Source organism: Ferrovibrio sp., assembly GCF_017994015.1.
Lineage (GTDB): Bacteria > Pseudomonadota > Alphaproteobacteria > Ferrovibrionales > Ferrovibrionaceae > Ferrovibrio.
The window spans coordinates 1-21,195 of the sequence record NZ_JAGOLP010000054.1 but is presented as its reverse complement, the minus strand read 5'-3'; the positions used below and the strand labels follow the sequence as shown (position 1 = coordinate 21,195).

General features: G+C 63.5%; 22 protein-coding genes. 12 read left to right on the top strand and 10 right to left on the bottom strand.

Going from position 1 to position 21,195, the window contains the following annotated elements:
- Positions 1–585: 585 nt before the first annotated feature.
- Positions 586–1,995, top strand: coding sequence for a peptidoglycan DD-metalloendopeptidase family protein (locus tag KBB36_RS17405; RefSeq protein WP_290983831.1), 1,410 nt, complete (start codon positions 586–588; stop codon positions 1,993–1,995).
- A 52-nt stretch (positions 1,996–2,047) separates the two neighbouring features.
- On the opposite strand, the gene KBB36_RS17400 is transcribed toward KBB36_RS17405, so the two are convergent.
- Positions 2,048–2,962 carry a LysR substrate-binding domain-containing protein gene (locus KBB36_RS17400; protein ID WP_290983828.1) on the bottom strand — a complete coding sequence of 305 codons (915 nt, stop codon included), beginning with the start codon at positions 2,960–2,962 and terminating at the stop codon, positions 2,048–2,050.
- Positions 2,963–3,070: 108 nt separating this feature from the next.
- Here KBB36_RS17400 and KBB36_RS17395 point away from each other — a divergent pair, with 108 nt between their 5' ends.
- Together KBB36_RS17395 and KBB36_RS17390 are read left to right on the top strand one after the other, a co-directional pair.
- Entirely contained in the window at positions 3,071–3,670 is a 600-nt protein-coding gene (locus tag KBB36_RS17395; protein ID WP_290983825.1) for a glutathione S-transferase family protein, read from the top strand.
- Between the two features lie 303 nt (positions 3,671–3,973).
- On the top strand, positions 3,974–4,894 hold the full coding sequence (locus KBB36_RS17390; RefSeq protein ID WP_290983822.1) for a DMT family transporter: 921 nt from the start codon (positions 3,974–3,976) through the stop codon (positions 4,892–4,894).
- Here the strand turns inward: KBB36_RS17390 and KBB36_RS17385 are convergent.
- From KBB36_RS17385 to KBB36_RS17370, 4 genes are read right to left on the bottom strand one after another with little or no spacing between them, the layout of a single operon-like run.
- Positions 4,873–5,370: an SRPBCC domain-containing protein gene (locus KBB36_RS17385; RefSeq protein ID WP_290983819.1), complete on the bottom strand. Its 498-nt coding sequence runs from the start codon at positions 5,368–5,370 to the stop codon at positions 4,873–4,875. The two genes, KBB36_RS17390 and KBB36_RS17385, sit on opposite strands and share 22 nt — an antisense overlap.
- A gap of 18 nt (positions 5,371–5,388) precedes the next feature.
- On the bottom strand, positions 5,389–5,910 hold the full coding sequence (locus KBB36_RS17380; protein WP_290983816.1) for an SRPBCC family protein: 522 nt from the start codon (positions 5,908–5,910) through the stop codon (positions 5,389–5,391).
- Positions 5,911–5,928: 18 nt separating this feature from the next.
- Positions 5,929–6,429, bottom strand: a complete 501-nt coding sequence (locus tag KBB36_RS17375; protein ID WP_290983811.1) for an SRPBCC domain-containing protein — start codon at positions 6,427–6,429, stop codon at positions 5,929–5,931.
- Positions 6,416–6,760: a metalloregulator ArsR/SmtB family transcription factor gene (locus tag KBB36_RS17370; RefSeq protein ID WP_290983808.1), complete on the bottom strand. Its 345-nt coding sequence runs from the start codon at positions 6,758–6,760 to the stop codon at positions 6,416–6,418. Before KBB36_RS17370 ends, KBB36_RS17375 begins: the two co-directional genes overlap by 14 nt.
- Positions 6,761–6,898: 138 nt before the next feature.
- Here KBB36_RS17370 and KBB36_RS17365 point away from each other — a divergent pair, with 138 nt between their 5' ends.
- On the top strand, positions 6,899–7,189 hold the full coding sequence (locus KBB36_RS17365) for a HigA family addiction module antitoxin (protein WP_290983805.1): 291 nt from the start codon (positions 6,899–6,901) through the stop codon (positions 7,187–7,189).
- Positions 7,190–7,397: 208 nt separating this feature from the next.
- Here KBB36_RS17365 and KBB36_RS17360 read toward each other — a convergent pair whose 3' ends face one another.
- Together KBB36_RS17360 and clpB are read right to left on the bottom strand one after the other, a co-directional pair.
- Positions 7,398–7,775 carry a transcriptional regulator gene (locus tag KBB36_RS17360; protein WP_290983802.1) on the bottom strand — a complete coding sequence of 126 codons (378 nt, stop codon included), beginning with the start codon at positions 7,773–7,775 and terminating at the stop codon, positions 7,398–7,400.
- Between the two features lie 124 nt (positions 7,776–7,899).
- A complete protein-coding gene (gene clpB, locus KBB36_RS17355) occupies positions 7,900–10,482 on the bottom strand; it encodes an ATP-dependent chaperone ClpB (protein WP_290983799.1) in 2,583 nt (860 codons plus the stop codon).
- Between the two features lie 282 nt (positions 10,483–10,764).
- On the opposite strand from clpB, the gene KBB36_RS17350 reads away from it, so the two are divergent.
- The 3 genes from KBB36_RS17350 to KBB36_RS17340 are packed head-to-tail and all read left to right on the top strand — an operon-like array spanning position 10,765 to position 13,346.
- The gene (locus KBB36_RS17350) at positions 10,765–11,514 is read left to right on the top strand and encodes an electron transfer flavoprotein subunit beta/FixA family protein (protein ID WP_290983796.1); all 750 of its coding nucleotides are present in this window, start codon (positions 10,765–10,767) and stop codon (positions 11,512–11,514) included.
- A 2-nt stretch (positions 11,515–11,516) separates the two neighbouring features.
- Entirely contained in the window at positions 11,517–12,452 is a 936-nt protein-coding gene (locus tag KBB36_RS17345) for an FAD-binding protein (protein ID WP_290983793.1), read from the top strand.
- A 21-nt stretch (positions 12,453–12,473) separates the two neighbouring features.
- Positions 12,474–13,346, top strand: coding sequence for a 3-hydroxybutyryl-CoA dehydrogenase (locus KBB36_RS17340; protein ID WP_290983790.1), 873 nt, complete (start codon positions 12,474–12,476; stop codon positions 13,344–13,346).
- Between the two features lie 74 nt (positions 13,347–13,420).
- On the opposite strand, the gene KBB36_RS17335 is transcribed toward KBB36_RS17340, so the two are convergent.
- The gene (locus tag KBB36_RS17335; protein ID WP_290983787.1) at positions 13,421–13,966 is read right to left on the bottom strand and encodes a TlpA disulfide reductase family protein; all 546 of its coding nucleotides are present in this window, start codon (positions 13,964–13,966) and stop codon (positions 13,421–13,423) included.
- Between the two features lie 10 nt (positions 13,967–13,976).
- Between KBB36_RS17335 and argH the strand changes: the two genes are divergently transcribed.
- The 5 genes from argH to KBB36_RS17310 are packed head-to-tail and all read left to right on the top strand — an operon-like array spanning position 13,977 to position 19,857.
- Complete coding sequence (gene argH / locus KBB36_RS17330) at positions 13,977–15,419, top strand: argininosuccinate lyase (RefSeq protein ID WP_290983784.1); 1,443 nt, start codon at positions 13,977–13,979, stop codon at positions 15,417–15,419.
- Positions 15,416–15,559: a hypothetical protein gene (locus KBB36_RS17325; RefSeq protein WP_290983781.1), complete on the top strand. Its 144-nt coding sequence runs from the start codon at positions 15,416–15,418 to the stop codon at positions 15,557–15,559. Before argH ends, KBB36_RS17325 begins: the two co-directional genes overlap by 4 nt.
- Before the next feature lie 25 nt (positions 15,560–15,584).
- Entirely contained in the window at positions 15,585–16,868 is a 1,284-nt protein-coding gene (gene lysA / locus KBB36_RS17320; protein ID WP_290983836.1) for a diaminopimelate decarboxylase, read from the top strand.
- Positions 16,844–19,447: a TIGR02302 family protein gene (locus KBB36_RS17315; protein WP_290983778.1), complete on the top strand. Its 2,604-nt coding sequence runs from the start codon at positions 16,844–16,846 to the stop codon at positions 19,445–19,447. Before lysA ends, KBB36_RS17315 begins: the two co-directional genes overlap by 25 nt.
- 20 nt (positions 19,448–19,467) lie before the next feature.
- Positions 19,468–19,857, top strand: coding sequence for a VOC family protein (locus tag KBB36_RS17310; RefSeq protein WP_290983775.1), 390 nt, complete (start codon positions 19,468–19,470; stop codon positions 19,855–19,857).
- A gap of 10 nt (positions 19,858–19,867) precedes the next feature.
- Here KBB36_RS17310 and KBB36_RS17305 read toward each other — a convergent pair whose 3' ends face one another.
- Together KBB36_RS17305 and KBB36_RS17300 are read right to left on the bottom strand one after the other, a co-directional pair.
- Positions 19,868–20,239, bottom strand: a complete 372-nt coding sequence (locus tag KBB36_RS17305; RefSeq protein WP_290983772.1) for a response regulator — start codon at positions 20,237–20,239, stop codon at positions 19,868–19,870.
- A gap of 269 nt (positions 20,240–20,508) precedes the next feature.
- Positions 20,509–21,195, bottom strand: a 687-nt coding sequence (locus KBB36_RS17300) for a DUF3426 domain-containing protein (RefSeq protein WP_290983769.1), incomplete at its 5' end; no start/stop codon positions are given.

Sequence of the window (21,195 nt, the reverse complement as noted above, 5' to 3'; positions counted from 1 at the left end):
GGTGACAACAGACCCGCATAGCGTTCCATCATACCCACCGTGAGAGTGGATAGTGATGGTACTTGATGCTTGAGCAGACGAGCTTTTGATCCAACCAGGTCCGAAGACCTAGCGGTCGACGCCGCCGCCCACGCATCTCTTCCATTCCGATTTACGATGTCCAACAACAGTACTGTCTTTTTCCAGAACCGCGATCAGTGATCGCTACTCTTTAGAGACAGAAAAGACGCTTTCGAACCAGTCCCGAAGAACTCCGTGGGAACCAGTCCGCCGCGTCTCGTGGGGCGGTTTATATTCATCTCAGCCCACCCCGTCAACGACTTTCTTCAAAAAAAAATCACAAACTACGAAATGGGGATAAGTGCTGATTTATCCACAAGATTTGGTAACTAGATTGCGTAAGTGCCGCTCCAATTATCGTATTAATTTCTTGACCCCGGGCAAACCAGTGGCAAAGCTGGTCGTCTCGTATATGCCCGAAGCCGGTGTTCACCCGGAATCGTTGGGGGATGAGTTTTGAAAGCGCGTTTTTTTTCCGCCCGTGGGGCTGTGACCAGCAATTTTCTCGCCCGGCCGCGCCGTAATATGGCGTTGTTGGCACTTGGTTGTGCCGGCCTGGCCCTGCTGCTGCACCCGATCAAGCCGCCAGAGACGCAAAGCAGCATGATGGCGCCAGCCAATAATACGGCGAACAGCGCTGGCCCGGTGCTCCAGAGCATGAGCTTCCAGGGCATCACGCTGGATATGGTGGCGCCGGCGCGCGCCATGGAGCAGGTGGTGCATGATGCGATCCGCATCGCGCCGGCACTGGAGGCATTTGTCACCCAGCCGGAAACCTGGTGGCCGCAATTGCGCGACGAAGCCGAATTGCTGCCCAGCAAAGTGCTGAAGAAGGTGGCAGTCGGCCCCGGCGACACGCTGATGCAATTGCTGACCGAAGCCGGCGCCGAGCCGGCAGATTCGCATCAGGCGATCCAGGCGCTGGGCCAGAAGTTCAATCCGCGCCGGCTGAAGATCGGCCAGGAAATCACCCTGACCTTTGAACGCCTGGACGATGGCGAGGATTACCGGCTGTTTGAAATGGCGCTGGCGCCGAGTGTTGAGCGCGAGCTGAATGTGGTGCGCGAGGATACCGGCTTCCGCGCCAATGAGACGATCCGCGAATTTGACCTCAGCCATGCCCGGGTGGCCGGCGATATCACCGACAGCCTCTATAATGCCGGCATCGAGGCCGGGCTGAATTCCAGCCTGCTGGCCGAATTCATCAAGCTGTTCTCCTATGACGTGGACTTCCAGCGCGAAATCCAGCCGGGTGACAGTTTTGAGGTTTATTTCGAGCGCCATGTCGATGACCACGGCAAAACAGTGAAGACCGGCCGCATCGCCGCCGCTTCAATGACGCTCTCCGGCCGCGAACTGCGCTATTACTATTACCGGCCGCATGATGGCGGCGATGCGGATTATTTCACGCCGCGCGGCCAGAGTGTGAAGAAGGCTTTGCTGCGCACACCGATTGATGGCGCCAGACTCACTTCCGGCTTCGGCAAGCGTATGCATCCGATCCTCGGTTTCAGCCTGATGCATAAGGGCGTCGATTTCGGCGCTGTCAGCGGCACGCCGATCCAGGCCGCCGGCGAGGGCGTGGTGGAGATGGCCGGCTGGAATGGCGGCTATGGCAATTATGTGCGGCTGCGCCATGGCAATGGCTATGCCACCGCCTATGCCCATATGACCCGCATGAGCGTGAAGCCGGGCCAGCGGGTGCGCCAGGGCCAGATCATCGGCACCGTCGGCTCCACCGGGCGTTCCACCGGGCCGCATCTGCATTACGAAGTGCTGCTGCAAGGCAAGCAGGTCAATCCGATGAATGTGCGCTTCCCCTCCGGCCGCAAACTGGATGGCGCCGAATATGAGCGCTTCCGCCGCTATGTAGAGCAGGTGGAACGTGAAATCCGCGGCACCCCGGTAATGGCGTTGCTCAGCGGCGCAAACTAACGCTCGCTGATATGGCAGTTATGGCTGTTGCTGCCGCAACAGCCGCTCCCTGTTATGGCTGTTGCTGCCGCAACAGCCAGTCCAGCACGGCGCGCAACAGCGGGCGGCGGAAATGCGCTTCCGGCGCCACCACCTGATACACCCACTCGGCCTGCCAGCTTTGCTGGCCGATCCGCACCAGATGGCCCCGCGCCAGCAGGTCGCCGAGATGCGGCAGCCGACCCAGCACCACGCCCTGGCCGGCCAAGGCGGCAGATAGCAGCACCGACGAATCCGTGAAGCCGATGCCACGCGCCGGATCGGGCGGCGGCAGCCCGGCGCGGCGATACCAGCTTGGCCAGCTCAGCCAGGGCTGTTCATCCGCCACGCCGATATCAGTGTCATGCAGCAGCAATTCGGGCGGCAGGTCGGCCAGGTCGCGGCCGCCCAGGCGCAAAGCCGGGCTGGCCACCGGATGGACTTCCTCCGCCATCAGCCGATATGCCGCCAGCCCCTTGGGCAAGGCCGCCTTGGCGCGCCATGGCCCGAAACGGATCACCAGATCCACTTCCTCGCGGTCAAAATCGGTCAGCCGCCGGTTGGTATCGAGCCGCAAGGCCACGCCGGGAAATACCCGGCGGAACTGGCCCAGGCGTGGCACCAGCCAGCCCGATGCCAGCGCCGGCAACAGGCTGATGCAAACCCGGCCGCCCTGCGCTGCCGTGGCCAGGCCATGGCTGGCCTCGGCCAGGCGGTCAAAACCATCGCTCAAAGCCGGCAGATAGGCGCGGCCGGCTTCGGTCAGGGTCAGGCCATTCGGCGCACGGCGGAATAGCGGCAGGCCAAGCTGCTGTTCCAGGCCCTTCACCTGCTGGCTCACCGCTGCCGGGGTGACGCTGAGTTCCTCGGCGGCGGCAACAAAACCGCCTAGCCTTGCCGCAGCCTCAAAGGCACGCAGACCATTCAGCGGCGGCAGGCGACGCGCCATGATTCCCTCCAGGCTTAGATAATCTTAGCCATACTACGAGAAAGTCTGGTTTGCACCAGGCCCGGGCATACCGTATCGAGGGGCCACAAACCCGCAACAGAGGCTGCTATGCTGACGATGTATGATTATCTCGATTCCGGTAATGGCTATAAATGCCGTCTGCTGCTGGCCCAGCTTGGCTTGCCCTATGAGCGGGTTGAACTGGATATCGACCGGGGCGAAACCCGCCGGCCGGCTTTCCTGGCCAAGAATCCGAATGGCCGCATCCCGGCTCTGGGCCTGGAAGACGGCACAGTGCTGGCCGAATCAAATGCCATCCTGTGTTACCTGGCCGATGGCAGCAGCTACTGGCCGGCCGAGCGCCTGTTGCGCGCTCAGGTGCTGCAATGGCTGTTCTTTGAACAATATAGCCACGAGCCTTATGTGGCGACGCCGCGCTATATCATCCGCCATCTTGGCCGCCAGCATGCCCGCATGGCGGAATTGCCGGCCCGGCTGGCCAAGGGCTACGAGGCTTTTGCCGTGATGGAAGGCCATCTGGCGCAGCAGCCGTTTTTCGTCGGCGGGCAATATTCCATCGCCGATATCGCGCTCTATGCCTATACCCACCGCGCTGACGAGGCTGACATGGACCTCTCAGCCTATCCGGCGATCCGCGCCTGGCTCGCCCGGGTGGCGGCACAACCCGGCCATATAAAGATGCTGTGAGCGCAGGAAGCGGATGGCGGCTCTGGCCTCACCATCCCATAATCGTCATGCGCGGACTTGATCCGCGCATCTCGTTTTTCTTGATTTTCCGAAGAATTATAGGGCAAGGAGAGATGCCCGGGTCAAGCCCGGGCATGACGAGTGAGGGGTGGTTGGGGCCAAAAGCAACAATCATGCAGCGGCGTCAATTTCATGTCCCGACAAAGCGAACGCGGTAAAAGCACATACTGAAATGCCTTCCAGCAACCCAGCCAAAATTAAACCGAAGAGTCATGGGTCAGGCCCGGGGGTGACGAGTCTTACATGACCAACCTCAATCCTCGAATGAATGCCCTGGAATGGGGCCTGCTGCTCTGCCTGTCGCTGCTCTGGGGCGGCTCGTTCTTTTTCATTGGCGTGGCGGTGAAGGAAATCCCGCCGCTGACCCTGGTGATGCTGCGGGTTGCCCTGGCTGCCGCCATCCTGCTGCTGATCCTGCGCGGCCTGGGTATCGCGCTGCCGCGCCAGGCCCATATCTGGCGCGGCTTCCTGATGATGGGGCTGCTGAATAACGTGATCCCGTTTTCGCTCATCGTCTGGGGCCAGAGCCATATCCCGAGCGGCCTGGCGGCGGTGTTCAACGCCACCACGCCACTCTGGGCGGTGCTGCTGGCGCATATGGTCACTACAAACGAAAAACTGACCCTGCCGCGGCTCGCCGGCCTGCTCAGCGGCCTCTGCGGCGTGGCAGCGATAATCGGCCCGGCAGCCTTGCGCGGCCTGGGCGCCGATGTGTGGGCGCAGGCAGCCATCGTGCTGGCGGCAATGTCCTATGCCGTGGCCGGGCTGTATGGCCGGCGCTTTTCAACCTGGGGCGTGGCGCCGATGGCCACCGCCACCGGCCAGGTGATCGGCTCCAGCCTTATCCTGCTGCCGGTGGCGCTGCTTATCGATCAGCCCTGGCAGTTGCCGCTGCCCAGCAATCAGGCATTGGCCGCCATGCTGGGCCTGGCCGGCATTTCCACCGCCTTGGGCTACACGCTGTATTTCCGCATCCTGGCCAGCGCCGGCAGCACCAATCTGCAACTGGTCACTTTCCTGATCCCGCCCAGCGCCATGCTGATGGGGGTTTTGTGGCTGGGCGAAAGCATCAGCGCCAGCCAGATGCTGGGTCTGGCGCTGATCGGCTTTGGCCTGGCCTGTATCGATGGCCGCTTGCTGCGTTATTTCACGCTGGCGAGGTAAGCCAGGAACTGCTCAAAAGTGCCGCCCCAGCCCTGCTCCATGCTGGCATGGCCGGCATCGAAGGCGGCCTGCTCGGCGGGCGTCGCCTCATAGGCGCTCCAATGCACGGTGATGCGGGTCTTGCCGTCCGGTTCCTCGTCGAAAGTGGTGATGCCCAGGGTCTGCAACGGCCAGTCCGGCCCCATCGGATGCCGCGTCACGCCCTGGTCGGGATCAGAAAACGACACGATGCATTCCAGCAGATGCGGCGCCTCGATGCGGCGGAAAGTCCACTTGCCCCACATCTCGCCCGCACCGGGGATTTGCAGGCAGTAGTGAAACACACCGCCTACGCGCAGATCCATGCTGCAATGGCTCATCGGAAAACCCTTCGGGCCGAACCAGTTTTTCAGATGCTCGGCCTGGGTATGCAGGCGCCACACCAGCTCACGCGGGGCATCGACCACACGGGTAATGACAAAAGTGGAACCGGACATGCAGGAACTCCTTCTCGCTTATCGTTCAACCTCGGCCTTGAGATCGGCCAGGCCCTGGTCAAAAATCCGGTGCATCATGCTCGGGCGGCAGATCAGGCCGATCAGCTTGTGCAGATAGCCATTGCTGCCGAACATCGCCCAGGTGACCCGTGTGGCCTCGCCCTCCGGCAACAAGGTGAATTCGGTGAAGTTGCTGGCCTTGAACGGCTTGCGGAAATCCAGCTTGATCAGCAGCCGCTCCGGCCCGGCCTGCATAATCTCCATCCGCCCGGCGCCAACATTATTCTTGCCCTCCCATTCATAGGCGGCGCCAACACCTACTGAATTGGCGCTGAAGCTGCGCTGCATGGCGGGATCGAGCTTCTCCCAGGGCGACCAGGCGCCCCAGCGCCGCAGATCGGCCAGGTGCGGCATGATGGCGGCCGGCGCGGCCTGGATGCTGGTGCTGCGCTCCAGGCGGAAATCATCCGGCCGGGTGGCGGCATAGATCAGGATGGCGGCGATCAGCGCGGCAAGGCCGAGCAGACTATAGGTCAGCATGGCGAGTGGTTCCTCTTGTTATGCCTGCACCAGCTCAGCCAGGCGCTCCAGGCTCTGGCCGAAGCCTTCCGCCATGCCCATGCCGGCCATGAAGGCCAGATCCTCGGCATTGCCCATCCGCGCCGTCACGGTCTGGCGCGTGCGCTGGCCACCATCCAGCGGCTCGAATCGGATGATATGCACGGCGGGGCGCGGCATGGTTTCGATCTGCCAGTCGCCCCGGCTGTTATCGGCGCCCATGCTGTAGATCAGGCTTTCACCCGGGATCGCTTCCAGCACGTGGCCCTTGATCGGCAGGCCAACGCCATCCGGCCCCTGCATCACGATATAGATTTCGCCGCCCGGCCGCGCGTCGATGCGGCAGACCGGATTGGTGAAGCCATGCGGTCCCCACCAGCGCGCCAGATGCGCCGCATCGGTCCAGGCGCGGTAGACCAGGGCCGGCGGCGCGGCAAACTCGCGCACCAGCACGATGTCGTGGCCCTGCGCTGCGCGGTAATCGATCTCAATGCTGCTCATCGGATTTCACCTGTTGAAGCTGCTGCAAATAGGCATCCAGGCGGTCGAAGCTTTCGTCCCAGAAGCGCCGGTAGCCCTCGATCCAGCCGGCCACTTCCTGCAACGGCGCCGCGTCCAGCCGGCAGGGCCGCCATTGGGCTTCGCGCCCCTTGGCGATCAGACCGGCCTTTTCCAGCACCTTCAGATGCTTCGACACCGCCGGCAGGCTCATGGCGAAAGGCTCGGCCAGTTGCGTCACCGAACATTCACCCTGCGCCAGCCGCGCCAGAATCGCCCGCCGCGTCGGATCAGCAAGCGCAGCCAGGGTCTGGCTCAGGCGGTCGGTAGTCACAATTGAACCCATCGGTTAATTAACTTAATGGTTTAATATAGCGGAGGCTAAGTCTGGTCAAGCATTTTTGTGCACGTAAAGATTAGCTTTACATCTTAGTACTTCGGGATAGGGTCGATTACCCTTGAGGAGCTTGAAATGAAAAAGCCCCCGCCGCATCCCGGCAAGGTGGTGAAGGAACTCTGCCTCGACACCAACAATATGGCAGTCGGCGAGGCCGCCGACAGGTTGGGCGTGTCGCGGCAGGCGCTATCGGCGCTGCTGCATGGCCGCGCCGGCATCTCGCCGGAAATGGCGGTACGGCTGGCCCGCGTCTTCGGCGGCACGGCGGAAGTATGGCTGCGGCTGCAAAATACCTACGATCTCTGGGGCGTGAACAATGATGCCAGCATCAAGGTGAAACCGCTGAAACTGGAAGCGGCGGAGTAGAAGTTTCCCCACCTGCTTAATCGTCATGCGCGGACTTGATCCACGGTCGCTCGGCTGGGCATGTCTGATTGTAATGAAATCCCCAACAAAAAACCGTCATGGTACGCGAAGGCGTACCATCCACGTTTTTCATTTAGCTGACTGGCAAAAGCACTCGTGGGTGGTCGGCCTGCGCCGACCACGACGACTTTGTTCTTGCGGTACTTGGTCAAGCTGCCCGCGAAACCGTTTCGCCGCGACCAATCAGGCTCTCCAGCGGAATACCGAGGCCGTCATGCAGGCGGCGGATCATCGGCAAGGTGAGGGCACGCTTGCCGGTGAGGATTTCATAAACCCGGTTGCTGCGGCCAATCATCGGCCCCAGGTCCTTGGCCGTCAGGCCGCGCTGTTCCATGACGAATTTGATCGCCTCGACCGGATCGGGCAGGTCCATCGGAAAACGCCGGCGTTCATAAGCTTCCACCAGGGTGGCCAGAACATCCAGCCGGTCGCCATCCGGCGTGTCCTTGGCGGCATCCATCAGGCGATCAATCTCGGCAAGCGCGGCGTGATAGTCGGATTCGGTGCGGATGGGTCGGACTTCCATGGCCTCGCTCCTGTATGCCAAGACAGGCTCACGCACCGCAAAATTGGCTTGCAAACTTTCCCAGAGGCGCCGCGCGCATGCGTCACCCTAGTCCCAAAATGGGACTAGGGCAAGCGCAATTCCCTCAATGAACCACTTGGCCCTGGATCATCAGGCCGTCGGGGCCGGCGCTGACGGCCACCACGGCGCCATCCGGCACCTTGCCTTCCAGGATCAGGCTGGCCAGCGGGTTTTGCAGCTCACGCTGAATCACCCGCTTCAGGGGCCGCGCGCCATAGACCGGATCATAGCCGGCATTGCCGAGCCAGGCCTTGGCGCCGGCATCCAGATCGAGCGTGATCTTGCGATCCGCCAGCAGCTTGTAGAGCCGCTGCAACTGGATATCGACGATCCCGGTCATGTTGTCGCGGCTCAGCCGCTTGAACAGGATCACTTCATCCAGCCGGTTGAGGAATTCCGGCCGGAAATGGCCGCGCACCACTTCCATCACACGATGGCGCACCACTTCGTCGATGGTCTCGGCTTCCGCCTGGGCAAGATATTCGCTGCCCAGATTGGAGGTCAGGATGATCACGGTGTTGCGGAAATCCACCGTGCGGCCCTGGCCATCAGTGAGCCGGCCATCATCCAGCACCTGGAGCAGCACGTTGAACACATCCGGATGCGCTTTCTCCACCTCGTCGAACAGCACCACCTGATATGGCCGGCGCCGCACCGCTTCGGTGAGCGCGCCGCCCTCGTCATAGCCGACATAACCCGGCGGGGCGCCGATCAAGCGGCTGACGGCATGTTTCTCCATGTATTCCGACATGTCGATACGCACCATGGCCTGATCGTCGTCGAACAGGAATTCGGCCAAGGCCTTGGTCAGTTCGGTTTTGCCGACGCCGGTGGGGCCGAGGAACAGGAAACTGCCAATCGGGCGGTTCGGGTCCTGCAAGCCGGCCCGGGCGCGCCGCACCGCATTGGCCACCGCCACCAAGGCCTCATCCTGGCCCACCACGCGGCCACGCAGCTTGTCTTCCATGCGCAAAAGCTTTTCGCGCTCGCCGGCCAGCATCTTGTCCACCGGGATGCCGGTCCAGCGCGATACCACGCCGGCAATGTCGCTTTCGGTCACCGCCTCGCGCACCATACTCTTGCCGCTGGCGCCCTCAGCCTCGGCCAATTGCCGTTCCAGGCCGGGGATCACGCCATAGGACAATTCCGAGGCGCGGTTCCAATCCGCCTTGCGCTGCGCCTGTTCCAGATCGAGCCGGGCGCGGTCAAGCTGCTCCTTCAGGCTCTGGGCCGAGCCGAGCTTGGCCTTTTCACCCTGCCAGGCCGCCGAAAGCGCCGTCGATTGCTGCTCCAGATCGGCCAGTTCCTTTTCCAGCTTGGTCAGGCGGTCACGCGATGCCGGATCGGTTTCCTTTTTCAACGCCTCGCGCTCGATCTTGAGCTGCATGATGCGGCGGTCGAGTTCGTCGAGCGCCTCGGGCTTGCTGTCCACTTCCATACGCAGCCGCGAGCCGGCCTCGTCCACCAGGTCGATGGCCTTGTCGGGCAGGAAACGGTCGGTGATATAGCGGTTGGAGAGTGTGGCGGCGGCAACAATGGCGGCATCGGTGATGCGCACACCATGATGCACCTCATACTTCTCCTTCAGCCCGCGCAGGATCGAAATCGTGTCTTCCACCGTCGGCTCGCCGATGAAGACCGATTGGAAACGCCGCGCCAGCGCCGCATCCTTCTCGATATACTTGCGGTATTCGTCCAGCGTGGTGGCGCCGACGCAATGCAATTCGCCGCGCGCCAGCGCCGGCTTCAGCAGGTTGGAGGCATCCATGGCGCCATCGGCCTTGCCGGCGCCGACCAGGGTGTGCAATTCATCGATGAACAGCACAATCTGGCCTTCCGCCGAGGTCACCTCGGCCAGCACGGCCTTCAAACGCTCCTCAAATTCACCACGAAACTTGGCGCCAGCAATCATGGCGCCGAGGTCGAGCGCCATCAGCCGCTTGTTCTTCAGGCTTTCCGGCACGTCGCCCTTGGCAATCCGCAGCGCCAGGCCTTCCACGATGGCGGTTTTGCCCACGCCCGGCTCGCCGATCAGGACGGGATTGTTCTTGGTGCGGCGGCTCAGCACCTGGATGGTGCGGCGGATTTCCTCGTCGCGCCCGATCACCGGATCAAGCTTGCCGTTTTCCGCCGCTTCGGTCAGGTCGCGGGCATATTTCTTCAGCGCATCATAGGCTTGCTCGGCCGAGGCGCTATCCGCCTTGCGGCCCTTGCGCAAACCGGCAATGGCCTTTTCCAGCGCCGCAACGGTCAGCCCGGCGGCTTTCAGGGCTTCGGCGGCCGGGGTGCTGGTCAGCAGCACAGCCTGCAACAGCCGCTCCACGGCTACAAAGCTGTCGCCGGATTTTTCGCGCAGCTTCTCGGCCTGTTCAAACAGCCGCGCCAGTTCCGGCGCCATATAGAGCTGTCCCGCCCCGGCACCTTCCACGCTGGGCAGCTTGGCCAAGGCTTCCTCATTCTTGGCCTTGGCAACGGCCGGCTGGCCGCCCGCCGCCTGCACCAGCCCGGCAGCCATGCCTTCCGGGTCGTCCAGCAGCACCTTGAGGATATGTTCGGGGGTGAAACGCTGATGCCCACGGGCCAGCGCCAGGGTTTGCGCCGCTTGCAGGAAGCCGCGCGCACGCTCGGTGAATTTTTCCAAGTCCATAGATATACTCCTGATGAGGCGGCCCGGCTCTCACCCCCTATGCGTCAGGCAGGCATTGGTGGGCCCCACGCCTGAGATGTGGGAATGCTCCGTTGCCGAACAAGAGGACGGGTATGAAAATTTCGCCGCGAATGGGGCATTTCCGGCGCCGGAGCGGGGTTTTACGGTTCGTTGACAGCCCTGTCAGCGGGTTATAGTGTGCAGCGCGAAAAAATACCGGCCGGACGCTACCTGGCGCTCCGGCCATCCTAATTGTCACGATAAAAACAAGGTTTGACGTCCATGAAGGTTCTGGTCGCGGTCAAGCGCGTGGTGGACTACAACGTCAAGATCCGCGTCAAGGCGGACAAGACGGGAGTCGATCTCGCCAACGTCAAGATGTCGATGAATCCGTTCGACGAAATCGCCGTTGAGGAAGCCGTGCGGCTCAAGGAAGCCGGCATCGCCACCGAAGTGGTGGCGGTTTCCATCGGCCCGGCCCAGGCGCAGGAAACCCTGCGCACCGCGCTGGCCATGGGCGCTGATCGTGGCATCCTGGTCAAGACCGATGCCGAAGTGCAGCCGCTGGCGGTGGCCAAGCTGCTGGCCAAGATCGCCGAGGCGGAAGCGCCGCAGCTGGTGATCGTCGGCAAGCAGGCGATTGACGACGATAGCAGCCAGACCGGCCAGATGCTGTCCGCCCTGCTGGGCTGGAGCCAGGGCACTTTCGCCAACAAGGTGGCGATTGCCGATGGCAAGGCCAATGTGGTGCGCGAAGTGGATGGCGGCCTTGAAACCGTTGAACTGAAGCTGCCGGCGGTGGTCACCACCGACCTGCGCCTCAACGAGCCGCGTTATGCCAGCCTGCCCAACATCATGAAGGCGAAGAAGAAGCCGATCGACGAGAAGACCCCGGACGATCTGGGCGTCGATATCGCGCCGCGCCTCACGACGCTGAGCGTCGAGGAGCCGCCGAAGCGCAAGGCCGGCATCAAGGTGCCGGATGTCGCCACCCTGGTGCAGAAGCTGCGGACCGAAGCGGGAGTGATCTGATTATGAGCAGCCTGGTTATTGCCGAACACGATAACGCCTCGATCAAGGCGCCGACGCTCAACGCCGTCACCGCCGCAGCCCAATTGGGCGGCGATGTGCATGTGCTGGTGGCCGGCCATAATGCCGCCGCCGCCGCCGCCGCTGCGGCCAAGATTGCCGGCGTGGCCAAGGTGATCCATGTGGAAGGCGCGCAATACGCCAATGGCCTGGCCGAAGCGCTGGCGCCGCTGGTGGCTGGTCTTGCCACCAATTACAGCGCCGTGCTGGCGCCGGAAACCACCTCGGGCAAGAACACCCTGCCGCGCGTTGCCGCCCTGCTCGATGTGGCGCAGATTTCCGGCATTGTCGAAGTGAAATCGGCCGATACCTTCGTGCGCCCGATCTATGCCGGCAATGCCATGGCCACGGTGCAATCGAGCGACAAGATCAAGGTTATCACCGTGCGCGCCACCGGCTTTGCCGCTGCGGCGGCAGAAGGTGGCGCGGCCAGTGTTGAAACCGCGGCCGCAGTGGCCGATCCGGCCCTGTCTGAATTCAAGGGCCAGGATTTGCAGAAATCCGACCGCCCGGAACTGACCTCGGCCAAGATCATCGTTTCCGGTGGCCGTGGCATGGGTTCGGGCGAGAATTTCAAGCTGATCGAAGCCGTGGCCGACAAGCTCGGCGCCGCCGTGGGCGCCAGCCGCGCCGCCGTCGATGCCGGCTTTGTGCCGAACGACTACCAGGTTGGCCAGACCGGCAAGATCGTCGCGCCGCAGCTTTATGTTGCCGTGGGCATTTCCGGCGCCATCCAGCATCTGGCCGGCATGAAGGATTCAAAGGTCATTGTCGCCATCAACAAGGATGAAGAGGCGCCGATCTTCCAGGTTGCCGATTACGGCCTGGTCGGCGACCTGTTCAAGGTGCTGCCGGAACTCGAAGCCGAGCTCGGCAAGTAACCTCAGACCCAGGGAAGCCGCATGATCAAGACCATCGGGGTAATCGGCGCCGGCCAAATGGGCAGCGGTATCGCTCATGTCGGCGCGCTGGCCGGCTTTGATGTCCTGTTGCAGGACATCAACCCGGCGCAGCTCGAAAAAGCCAGGGACATCATCACCGGCAACATGACCCGGCAGGTGACGCGCGGCAAGATCGACGAACTTACCCGCGATGAGGCGCTGGCGCGGATCAAGACGATCAGCGACCTGCGCGGCTTTGAAAGCGCCGATATCGTGATCGAGGCGGCGACCGAGAATGAGGCGCTGAAAAAGAAAATCCTGGCCGAACTCTGCCCGGTTTTGCCGAAAAACGTGCTGATCGCCACCAACACCTCGTCGATCTCGGTCACCCGGCTTGGCTCGGCCACCGACCGGCCGGAAAAATTCATGGGCATGCATTTCATGAACCCGGTGCCGGTGATGGCGCTGGTGGAACTGATTCGCGGCATCGCCACCGAGGAAGCCACCTTCCGCGAAGTGCGCGAACTGACCGTGAAGCTGGGCAAGACCCCGGCCAATGCCGAGGATTTCCCGGCCTTCATCGTCAACCGCATCCTGCTGCCGATGATCAACGAGGCGATCTACACGCTGTATGAAGGCGTCGGCTCGGTGGAAGCCATCGATACCGGCATGCGGCTCGGCGCCAACCACCCGATGGGGCCGTTGCAGCTTGCCGATTTCATCGGCCTGGATACCTGCCTGTCGATCATGCAGGTGCTGTATGAGGGCCTGGCTGACAGCAAGTATCGCCCCTGCCCGCTGCTGGTGAAATATGTTGAAGCCGGCTGGCTCGGCCGCAAGACCAATCGCGGCTTCTACGATTATCGCGGCGAGCATCCGACGCCGACCCGCTGAGGGTTGGCGCGCTGATAAGCCCGCACTGAACTTGAAAAAACCCGGCCCCGGACCCGATCCTGGCGCCGGGTTTTTTATGGCGCCAGCAAAGCCTTGATCACCGCCACAGCCTCGGGCGTATCCCAATGCGCCTCGCCGACCAGCCGGGCGACTTCGCGGCCCTGGCGGTCGATCAGGATCGTGGTGGGCAGGCCGGCGGCGCCCCAGGCGCGGGCGGATTTCATCGTTGGATCGAGATAGGCTTTCAGGCCGGGGGCGAATTCGGCGAGGAATTTCTCCACCTTGTCGCGGCCGGCGCGTTCCTGCGCCACGGCCACCAGGGCAAAGCCCGGATCATTGATCTGTTTTTGCAGCCGCTCCAGCGACGGCATCTCGGCGCGACACGGAATGCACCAGGTGGCCCACAGATTGAGCAGCACCACCCGGCCCTTGAAGGCATCCAGGCTGGTTTCGGCGTCGTTTTCATCCTTGAAGCTGGCCGCCGCCACTGGCTTCGGCGGGTCTGCCACGATAAGTTTGCGCATATCGCCCTGCAACGGCGGCAGATTGCCCGCCCAGGCACCGGAGGGGGCCGAAGCAGCCAGCAGCAGGCATCCGATCAACCAGGCAAGCAAGCGCATTTCCGTCCCCATGGCTCAACGCAAGACATCAGATAAGTCCGCCCCCGCCCGCAAGCAAGCCGGCGCCAATGATTTGTGGGGCGGGCGTTTTGCCGCAGGCCCGGCCGCGATCATGATGGAGATCAATGCCTCCATCGGCTTTGACAAGCGGCTTTATGCCCAGGATATCGCCGGCTCCAAGGCGCATTGCCGCATGCTGGTGGCGCAGGGCCTGATCACACCCAAAGAAGGCAAGGCGATCCTCAAGGGCCTGGACCAGATCCGGGGCGAGATCGAAGCCGGCAATTTCCGCATCGATCCGGCGCTGGAAGACATCCACATGCATGTGGAGACCCGGCTCAAGGAATTGATCGGCAATGCCGCCGGCCGGCTGCACACGGCGCGCTCGCGCAACGATCAGGTGGCGACCGATTTCCGCCTCTGGGTGCGCGATGCCATCGACCGCGTGGATGCCGGCCTGGCTGATCTGCAACGCCGCCTGCTGGCCCGCGCCGAGGAACATGCCGATACCGTGATGCCCGGCTTCACGCATTTGCAGGCGGCGCAGCCGGTGACGCTGGGCCATCATCTTCTGGCCTATGTGGAAATGTTCGGCCGTGACCGCGGCCGTTTCCAGGATGCGCGCCGTCGGCTGAATGAAAGCCCGCTGGGCGCCGCCGCCCTGGCCGGCACGTCGTTGCCGATTGATCGCGCCATGACCGCCAAAGAGCTGGGTTTTGACGCGCCGATGGCCAATTCGCTCGATGCCGTGTCGGATCGCGATTTCGCGCTCGAATTCCTGTCGGCCGCCGCCACCTGCGCGGTGCATCTGTCGCGTTTCGCCGAGGAGATCGTGATCTGGTGCTCGGCGCAATTCCGCTTCATCACGTTAAGCGATGCCTTCACCACCGGCTCGTCGATCATGCCGCAGAAGCGCAATCCCGATGCCGCCGAACTGGTGCGCGGCAAGGTGGGCCGCATCATCGGCGCGCAGAATGCCCTGCTGATCACGCTGAAGGGCCTGCCGCTGGCCTATGGCAAGGACATGCAGGAAGACAAGGAACCGACCTTCGACGCCGCCGACAGCCTGGAACTCTGCATCGCCGCCAGCGCCGGCATGGTGAGCGATTTCACCGCGAATAAGCCTTTGCTGGCGCAGAGTGCCGGCGAGGGCTACACCACTGCCACCGATCTGGCCGATTGGTGCGTGCGCAAGCTGGACATGCCGTTTCGCAACGCGCATCACGTTGCCGGCAGCCTGGTAAAGCTGGCGGAAAGCCAGGGCAAGCCGCTGGAAGCGCTCAGCCTGGCCGAGATGCAGAGCGTGGAAAAGCGCATCAGCCAGGATGTGTTTGCCGTGCTGGGCGTGCAGAATTCGGTGAAAAGCCGGGTTTCCTATGGCGGCACGGCGCCGCAGAATGTGCGCCGCCAGATTGCGCGCTGGCAGAAGCGGCTGGCAAAGGAAATGCCATGATGAAAAGCACCTGGCTGGTTTTCTGCCTTGCCCTGCTGCTGGCCGGCTGCGGCCGCAAGGATCTGCCGGATTATCCCAAGGATGCCGCCTCGCGCCCGGCCAACCTGCCGCCGCGCGGCACGCCCGTTCCATATAATTGATCGTTGAGATTGCCAGATGACCGGTATGCCCTGGTTCCAGTATCGTGATGGTGAACTTCATGCCGAAGGCGTGAAACTAAGCGCCATCGCCGCCGCCATCGGCACGCCCTGCTATGTCTATTCCACCGCCGCGCTGACCGACCGCTACCGCGCCCTGGAGCAAGCTTTTGCCGGCCTGCCGGCGCTGATCGCCTATGCCGTGAAAGCCAATGGCAATCTGGCCCTGCTGCGCCATCTGGGCGAATTGGGTGCCGGCGCCGATGTGGTTTCGGCCGGCGAGATGCAGCTGGCGCTGAAAGCCGGCATCGCCCCGGGCAAGATCATCTTTGCCGGCGTGGGCAAGACCAAGGCTGAAATGGCCGCAGCGCTCAAGGCCGGCAATACCGGCATCTTGCAGTTCAATGTCGAATCCGAGCCGGAATTGCGAGCGCTGTCGGAAGTAGCCAGCGCCCTGGGCGTCATCGCCCCGGTGGCGATTCGGGTCAATCCCGATGTGGATGCCAAGACGCATAAAAAAATCACCACCGGCAAGGCCGAGAACAAGTTCGGCATCCCGATTGAGCGCGCGCGGGAGATTTATGCCGAGGCGGCACGGCTGCCCGGTATCAAGCCGGTGGGCGTGCATGTGCATATCGGCAGCCAGCTCACCGATCTGGCGCCCTATGACGCCACCTTCGCCCGCCTGGCCGAGCTGGTGCTGGCCCTGCGCGACGATGGCATCCAGCTTGGCCGCATTGATCTGGGCGGCGGCCTGGGCATCCGCTATGACGACGAAACCCCGCCCGACCCGCGCGGCTATGCCGATCTGGTGCGCAAACATATCGCACCGCTCGGCTGCGAGATCGCGCTGGAGCCGGGCCGTTTCCTGGTCGGCAATGCCGGGCTGCTGCTGGCTGCCGTCACCTATGTGAAGCAGGCCGAGGCCAAGCGGTTCCTGATCCTGGATGCCGGGATGAATGACCTGATCCGGCCGGCGCTTTATGAAGCCTATCATCGCATCGTGCCGGTGGCCGAGCCTGGGCCGGAGGCTTTGCTCAGCCCGGCCGATATTGTCGGCCCGGTTTGCGAAACCGGCGACACTTTCGCCGAGGAGCGACCGATGCCGCCGATGCAGGATGGCGACCTGCTGGCGATCCTCTCAGCCGGCGCCTATGGCGCGGTGATGGCATCGACCTACAATGCCCGGCCCTTGGCGGCTGAAGTTCTTGTGAACGGAAATCGCTTTGCATTGGTGCGCCGCCGCCCTACCATCGACGAGATGACGGCATTGGAAAGCCCTGCCCTGTGGCGCGACCCGACGACGGCCTGACACAAGCGCCTCTCCCCGCACAACCGGCGGCCCGCCCGGCCCCCGGCACAGCCCCGTTATATTCCCTGGAAAACCGCCTGCGCCTGGCGCAATTGGCGCTGTTCTGGGAAAATTTTTGGCCCCGGCTGTTTCCTGCCGGGCTGCTGCTGGCATTTTTCCTGGTGCTGGCCGGCTTCGATATCTGGCGCTACACGCCGGTCTGGCTGCATTGGCTGCTGCTTGGCGGCTTTGGCCTGGGCCTGATCGCCGCCTTGTGGGGCGGCTTCCGCGGTTATCGCCTGCCGGATCGCGCTGCCGCCCTGCGCCGGCTGGAAACCGGCAACCAGCTTAATCACCGTCCGCTGGGCCAGCTGGCCGATAGCCTTGCCAGCCCGCCCGGCGGCCAGCCCGACCCGATTGCCGAAGCCCTATGGCAGGCGCATCGCCGCCGCCTGCTGGCCCAGCTTGGCGCGCTGCGCATCGCGCCGCCGGAAGCCGGCTGGTGGCGTATTGATCGTTTTGGCCTGCGCGTGGCGCTGGGCCTGCTGCTGGTGGTGGCCTGGGCCAGCCCGGGCGAACAGGCCGGCCAGCGCATGCGCGATGCCCTGCAACCCGGCACGGCTTTGCCGCCCGGCGCCACCATGGCGCTGGATGCCTGGATCACGCCGCCGCTTTACACTGGCCGGCCACCGATTTTCCTCAGCCGCGATGGCAAGCCGATATTGCCGGCGCCGGGCGCCGAGCCGCTCAGCATTCCCACCGGCAGCCTGCTCAAGCTGCGCCTGCAAGCCAGCCAGCCGATCTATGGCCTGAAACTCGGCGGCCAGAGCCATGCACTCAAGCCGCTGGACGAGCATAATGCCGAAATCGACCTGCCGCTCGACCTGGCGGCTTTGGGCGACAATGCCACGCTGGCCTTGCTGCGGCGCGACCAGCCGGTAGCGGAATGGCCGTTGCGCCTGCTGGCCGATGAAGCGCCGAAAGTGGCCTTTGCCGAGGAGCCGAAAGCCGTGGCGCCTGACCGGCGCCAGCCGCAGCTCGAAATCGCCTTGAATGGCGAGGATGATTACGGCGTGCAGAAGATCGAACTGGCGATCCGCCATGAGCAAAGCAGCGAAAGCTGGCTGGTGGATTGGCCGGCGCCGCCGGTGCTGGCCGGTGGCTTCAGCGACAAAAGGCCGTTTGATTTTGTTGAGCATCCGCTCGCCGGCCAGCAGGTGGCGATCACTCTGGTGGCCACCGATGCGCTGGGCCAGCAGGGCCGCAGCGAGCCGGTGATCACCACCCTGCCGGCGCGCAAATTCACCCATCCGGTGGCCAAGGCACTGATTGAACAGCGCCGCCTGCTGGCGCTCAAACCCGGTGAATGGAGCCGCGTGACCACGGCTTTGCGCGCCCTCAGCCTGGCGCCGGAAAGTTATCGCCAGGATACCGCCGTGCATCTGGCCTTGCGCATGGGCGCGGCGCGGCTGTCGCTCAACCGCAGCCAGGAAGCGCGCGGCGAGGTCTCGAACCTGCTGTGGCAGACTGCATTGCGGCTGGAGGACGGCAAATCCAATCTGGCCGAACGCGATTTCCAGGCCGCCTATGATCGTTTGCAGGATGCCATCGAGCGCGGCGCCGAAGACAACGAAATCATGCGCAAAATGCAGGAATTGCGCGAGGCGATGGATCGCCTGATGGAAGAGAAGATGCGCGAGGCCATGGAGCGGCTGGCGCGCGGCGAGGAACTGGAGGAATTGTCCGAAGACGAAGAGGCGATGTCGTCGGAGGATTTCCAGGACATGATGGATCAGGCCGAGCAGATGGCGCGCCAGGGCGACCGGCAGAGCGCGCAGGAAATGCTTGAGCAGATGCAGCGCATGCTGGAAGCGATGAAGAACATGCGTATCGGCCGCGCCCCCCAGGGTCAGCAAGGCAAACAAGGCCAGCAGCAGCGTGGCCAACGCGGCCAGCGCGGCAGCGGCCAGCAGATGGGCGAATTGGGCGAAATGCTGCGCCAGCAACAGCAATTGCTGGATCGCTCCTTCCGCCGCAGCCAGCAATTCGGCCGCAATGGCCAGCCCGGGCAACCGGGGCAGCCGGGCCAGGGCCAGCCGGGCGGCGGCGACAATGAAGCCGATGCGCGCCAGCAGGAAGACCTGCGCCGCCGGCTGGGCGAGATGATGAACCGCTTTGCCGAACGCGGCATGCCGATTCCCGAAGGCCTGGGCCGGGCCGACCGCGCCATGCGCGATGCCCGCGAAGCCTTGCGGCGCGGCGAGCCGGGCGAGGCGATGCAGGGCCAGAATGATGCGCTCGACCAGATGCGCCAGGGCCTGCGCGACTTGCAGCAGGCGCAGCGCGGCGGCGAGCCGGGCGGCCAGGCCGACGCTGCCGACAGCCGGCAGAATCAGCGCAACCGCGATAGTCGCGATCCGTTTGGCCGCCCCACTGGCGGGATTGAGAATCCCGGCGAATCAACCCGGGTGCCGGAAAGCGGCATGACCGCCATCGAACGCGCCCGCCGCATCCTGGAAGAATTGCAGCGCCGTGCCGGCGACCGCGACCGACCGGCCCTGGAACGCGACTATCTCGAACGCCTGCTGCGGCGTTTCTGAACCCGAACCACCCGCACGCCATGATCACCGCGCTTGACCATCTGGTGCTGACCGTGGCCGATATTCCGGCAACCCTGGCATTTTATCAGCGCGCCCTCGGCATGCAGCCGCAAAGTTATGGTGTGGCTGATGGCAGCACCCGGCATGCCCTGGCCTTTGGTAGCCAGAAACTGAACCTGCATCAACGCGGCCAGGAATTCGATCCCAAGGCGGCGACCCCGCTGCCCGGCAGCGCCGATCTGTGTTTCCTCACCATGCGCCCGGTGAGCGAAGTCGCCGCGCATCTGGCGGCGCTGAATATTCCGGTGATTGAAGGCCCGGTGCGCCGCACCGGCGCGCAAGGCCCGATCCTCTCCATCTACCTGCGCGACCCGGACGGCAACCTGCTGGAAATCGCCAATCGGCTGTGATGCGCGGCCTTCACCCCGCCACCGGCTCGGCCAGCACCTTTTCCACTGCGGCGGCGAGATCGACCATCGAGAAGGGTTTTTGTAGCAGGCCGCGTGCCAGGTCGGCCAGGTCAGCGGCGCGGCGGCGCTCCACGGCATAGCCCGACATCATCAGCACCGGTAGCGCGGGATGATCGCGCGCCACTTTCAGCGCCAGTTCCAGGCCATCCATATTGGGCATGCCGATATCGGTGAGCAGCAGATCAAAGCGCAGGCGGTTGAGCTTGACCAAAGCCTCGGCGCCATCGCCCACGGTCACGATTTCATGGCCGCGCAATTCAAGCACGCGGCGAATGAATTCCCGCACTGCCACTTCATCTTCGGCCACCAAGATGCGCGCCATGTCTCCTCGCCGCCGGCCACACGCCCAGTCACATGCCTGGGAGCACTTCTGCGCTTCGATGGCCGCACCCGGCCAAGCCGGTCATTCTGAAACAGCGTGAACGCTCAAGCCGGATCGAGAGAACGATTCGACAGCGCGTTTTGTTTGCTCAGGCTAACATCTGGAAGCTGCGGTGCAAGATAAATTATTACAAAATATGACAAAGCTGCTCATACACGGCCTGGTTAGGCCAGTCAGGCTGTCCTAATTGCCGGCTCTAATTGGCTGCCCTAATTGGCTGGCAAAGGCGCAAAGGCCACTTCCAGATCAAGCACTTCTTCCTTCTGGCCCGGCAGCTTCACATTGAAGTTGAGCCGGCCCTGGGCCGCCACCTTGTCGTCTTCCAGGGTGAGGGTGTAGACCGCCAGTTCCTTGCCGGCGGCACCACGCATGGCAACCCGGATCGGCGGCACCGGCCGGGTGCGTTCCGACACATTCACCACGTCGCCTGAAATCTCGATCTTGCTTTCGCCGCCATCCAGCACCACGGCGGATTTCAGGCCATGCAGTTCCACGCCGAGCCATTGCGCCGGTTCAACATGGATGCCGAAGCGTTCATAGAGCCGGGCCAGCGGTGGATACATCGCCACCAATTCGGTGCGCGCCAGATAACCGCCGCCCAGCACGGCGCCAAGCAGCAGCAATAGCAAAAGCCAGCCAAGCCACAGCATCGGCCGGCCTTTTTTTGGCTGCCGCTCATTGCCGGGGCGGTGCAGGCCCTGTTCGGCCAGGCGGGCGCGGCGCCGTTCCAGCGCTGCTTCGGCGGCATCCTCGCCTTGCTCGGTGGTGTCGTCGTCGTCAAACGCAGCCCGCAACGGCGGCGGCTCAGCATCCACGTCGCTTTCCGGCATGGCAAAAGTGTCTGACGGAAACATCTGCTCCGGCGTTGGCGGCGGCGGCGGCGGGGGGGGTGGTGG

Coding starts and splice junctions, on each gene's coding strand:
- argH (WP_290983784.1), top strand. CDS start 13,977: ATGGCTCAACGCAAGACATCAGATAAGTCCGCCCCCGCCCGCAAGCAA.
- KBB36_RS17365 (WP_290983805.1), top strand. CDS start 6,899: ATGAAAAAGCCCCCGCCGCATCCCGGCAAGGTGGTGAAGGAACTCTGC.
- lysA (WP_290983836.1), top strand. CDS start 15,585: ATGCCCTGGTTCCAGTATCGTGATGGTGAACTTCATGCCGAAGGCGTG.
- clpB (WP_290983799.1), bottom strand. CDS start 10,482: ATGGACTTGGAAAAATTCACCGAGCGTGCGCGCGGCTTCCTGCAAGCG.
- KBB36_RS17400 (WP_290983828.1), bottom strand. CDS start 2,962: ATGGCGCGTCGCCTGCCGCCGCTGAATGGTCTGCGTGCCTTTGAGGCT.
- KBB36_RS17325 (WP_290983781.1), top strand. CDS start 15,416: ATGATGAAAAGCACCTGGCTGGTTTTCTGCCTTGCCCTGCTGCTGGCC.
- KBB36_RS17340 (WP_290983790.1), top strand. CDS start 12,474: ATGATCAAGACCATCGGGGTAATCGGCGCCGGCCAAATGGGCAGCGGT.
- KBB36_RS17375 (WP_290983811.1), bottom strand. CDS start 6,429: ATGAGCAGCATTGAGATCGATTACCGCGCAGCGCAGGGCCACGACATC.
- KBB36_RS17335 (WP_290983787.1), bottom strand. CDS start 13,966: ATGCGCTTGCTTGCCTGGTTGATCGGATGCCTGCTGCTGGCTGCTTCG.
- KBB36_RS17405 (WP_290983831.1), top strand. CDS start 586: ATGGCGTTGTTGGCACTTGGTTGTGCCGGCCTGGCCCTGCTGCTGCAC.
- KBB36_RS17380 (WP_290983816.1), bottom strand. CDS start 5,910: ATGCTGACCTATAGTCTGCTCGGCCTTGCCGCGCTGATCGCCGCCATC.
- KBB36_RS17350 (WP_290983796.1), top strand. CDS start 10,765: ATGAAGGTTCTGGTCGCGGTCAAGCGCGTGGTGGACTACAACGTCAAG.
- KBB36_RS17310 (WP_290983775.1), top strand. CDS start 19,468: ATGATCACCGCGCTTGACCATCTGGTGCTGACCGTGGCCGATATTCCG.
- KBB36_RS17360 (WP_290983802.1), bottom strand. CDS start 7,775: ATGGAAGTCCGACCCATCCGCACCGAATCCGACTATCACGCCGCGCTT.
- KBB36_RS17345 (WP_290983793.1), top strand. CDS start 11,517: ATGAGCAGCCTGGTTATTGCCGAACACGATAACGCCTCGATCAAGGCG.
- KBB36_RS17385 (WP_290983819.1), bottom strand. CDS start 5,370: ATGTCCGGTTCCACTTTTGTCATTACCCGTGTGGTCGATGCCCCGCGT.
- KBB36_RS17305 (WP_290983772.1), bottom strand. CDS start 20,239: ATGGCGCGCATCTTGGTGGCCGAAGATGAAGTGGCAGTGCGGGAATTC.
- KBB36_RS17395 (WP_290983825.1), top strand. CDS start 3,071: ATGCTGACGATGTATGATTATCTCGATTCCGGTAATGGCTATAAATGC.
- KBB36_RS17390 (WP_290983822.1), top strand. CDS start 3,974: ATGACCAACCTCAATCCTCGAATGAATGCCCTGGAATGGGGCCTGCTG.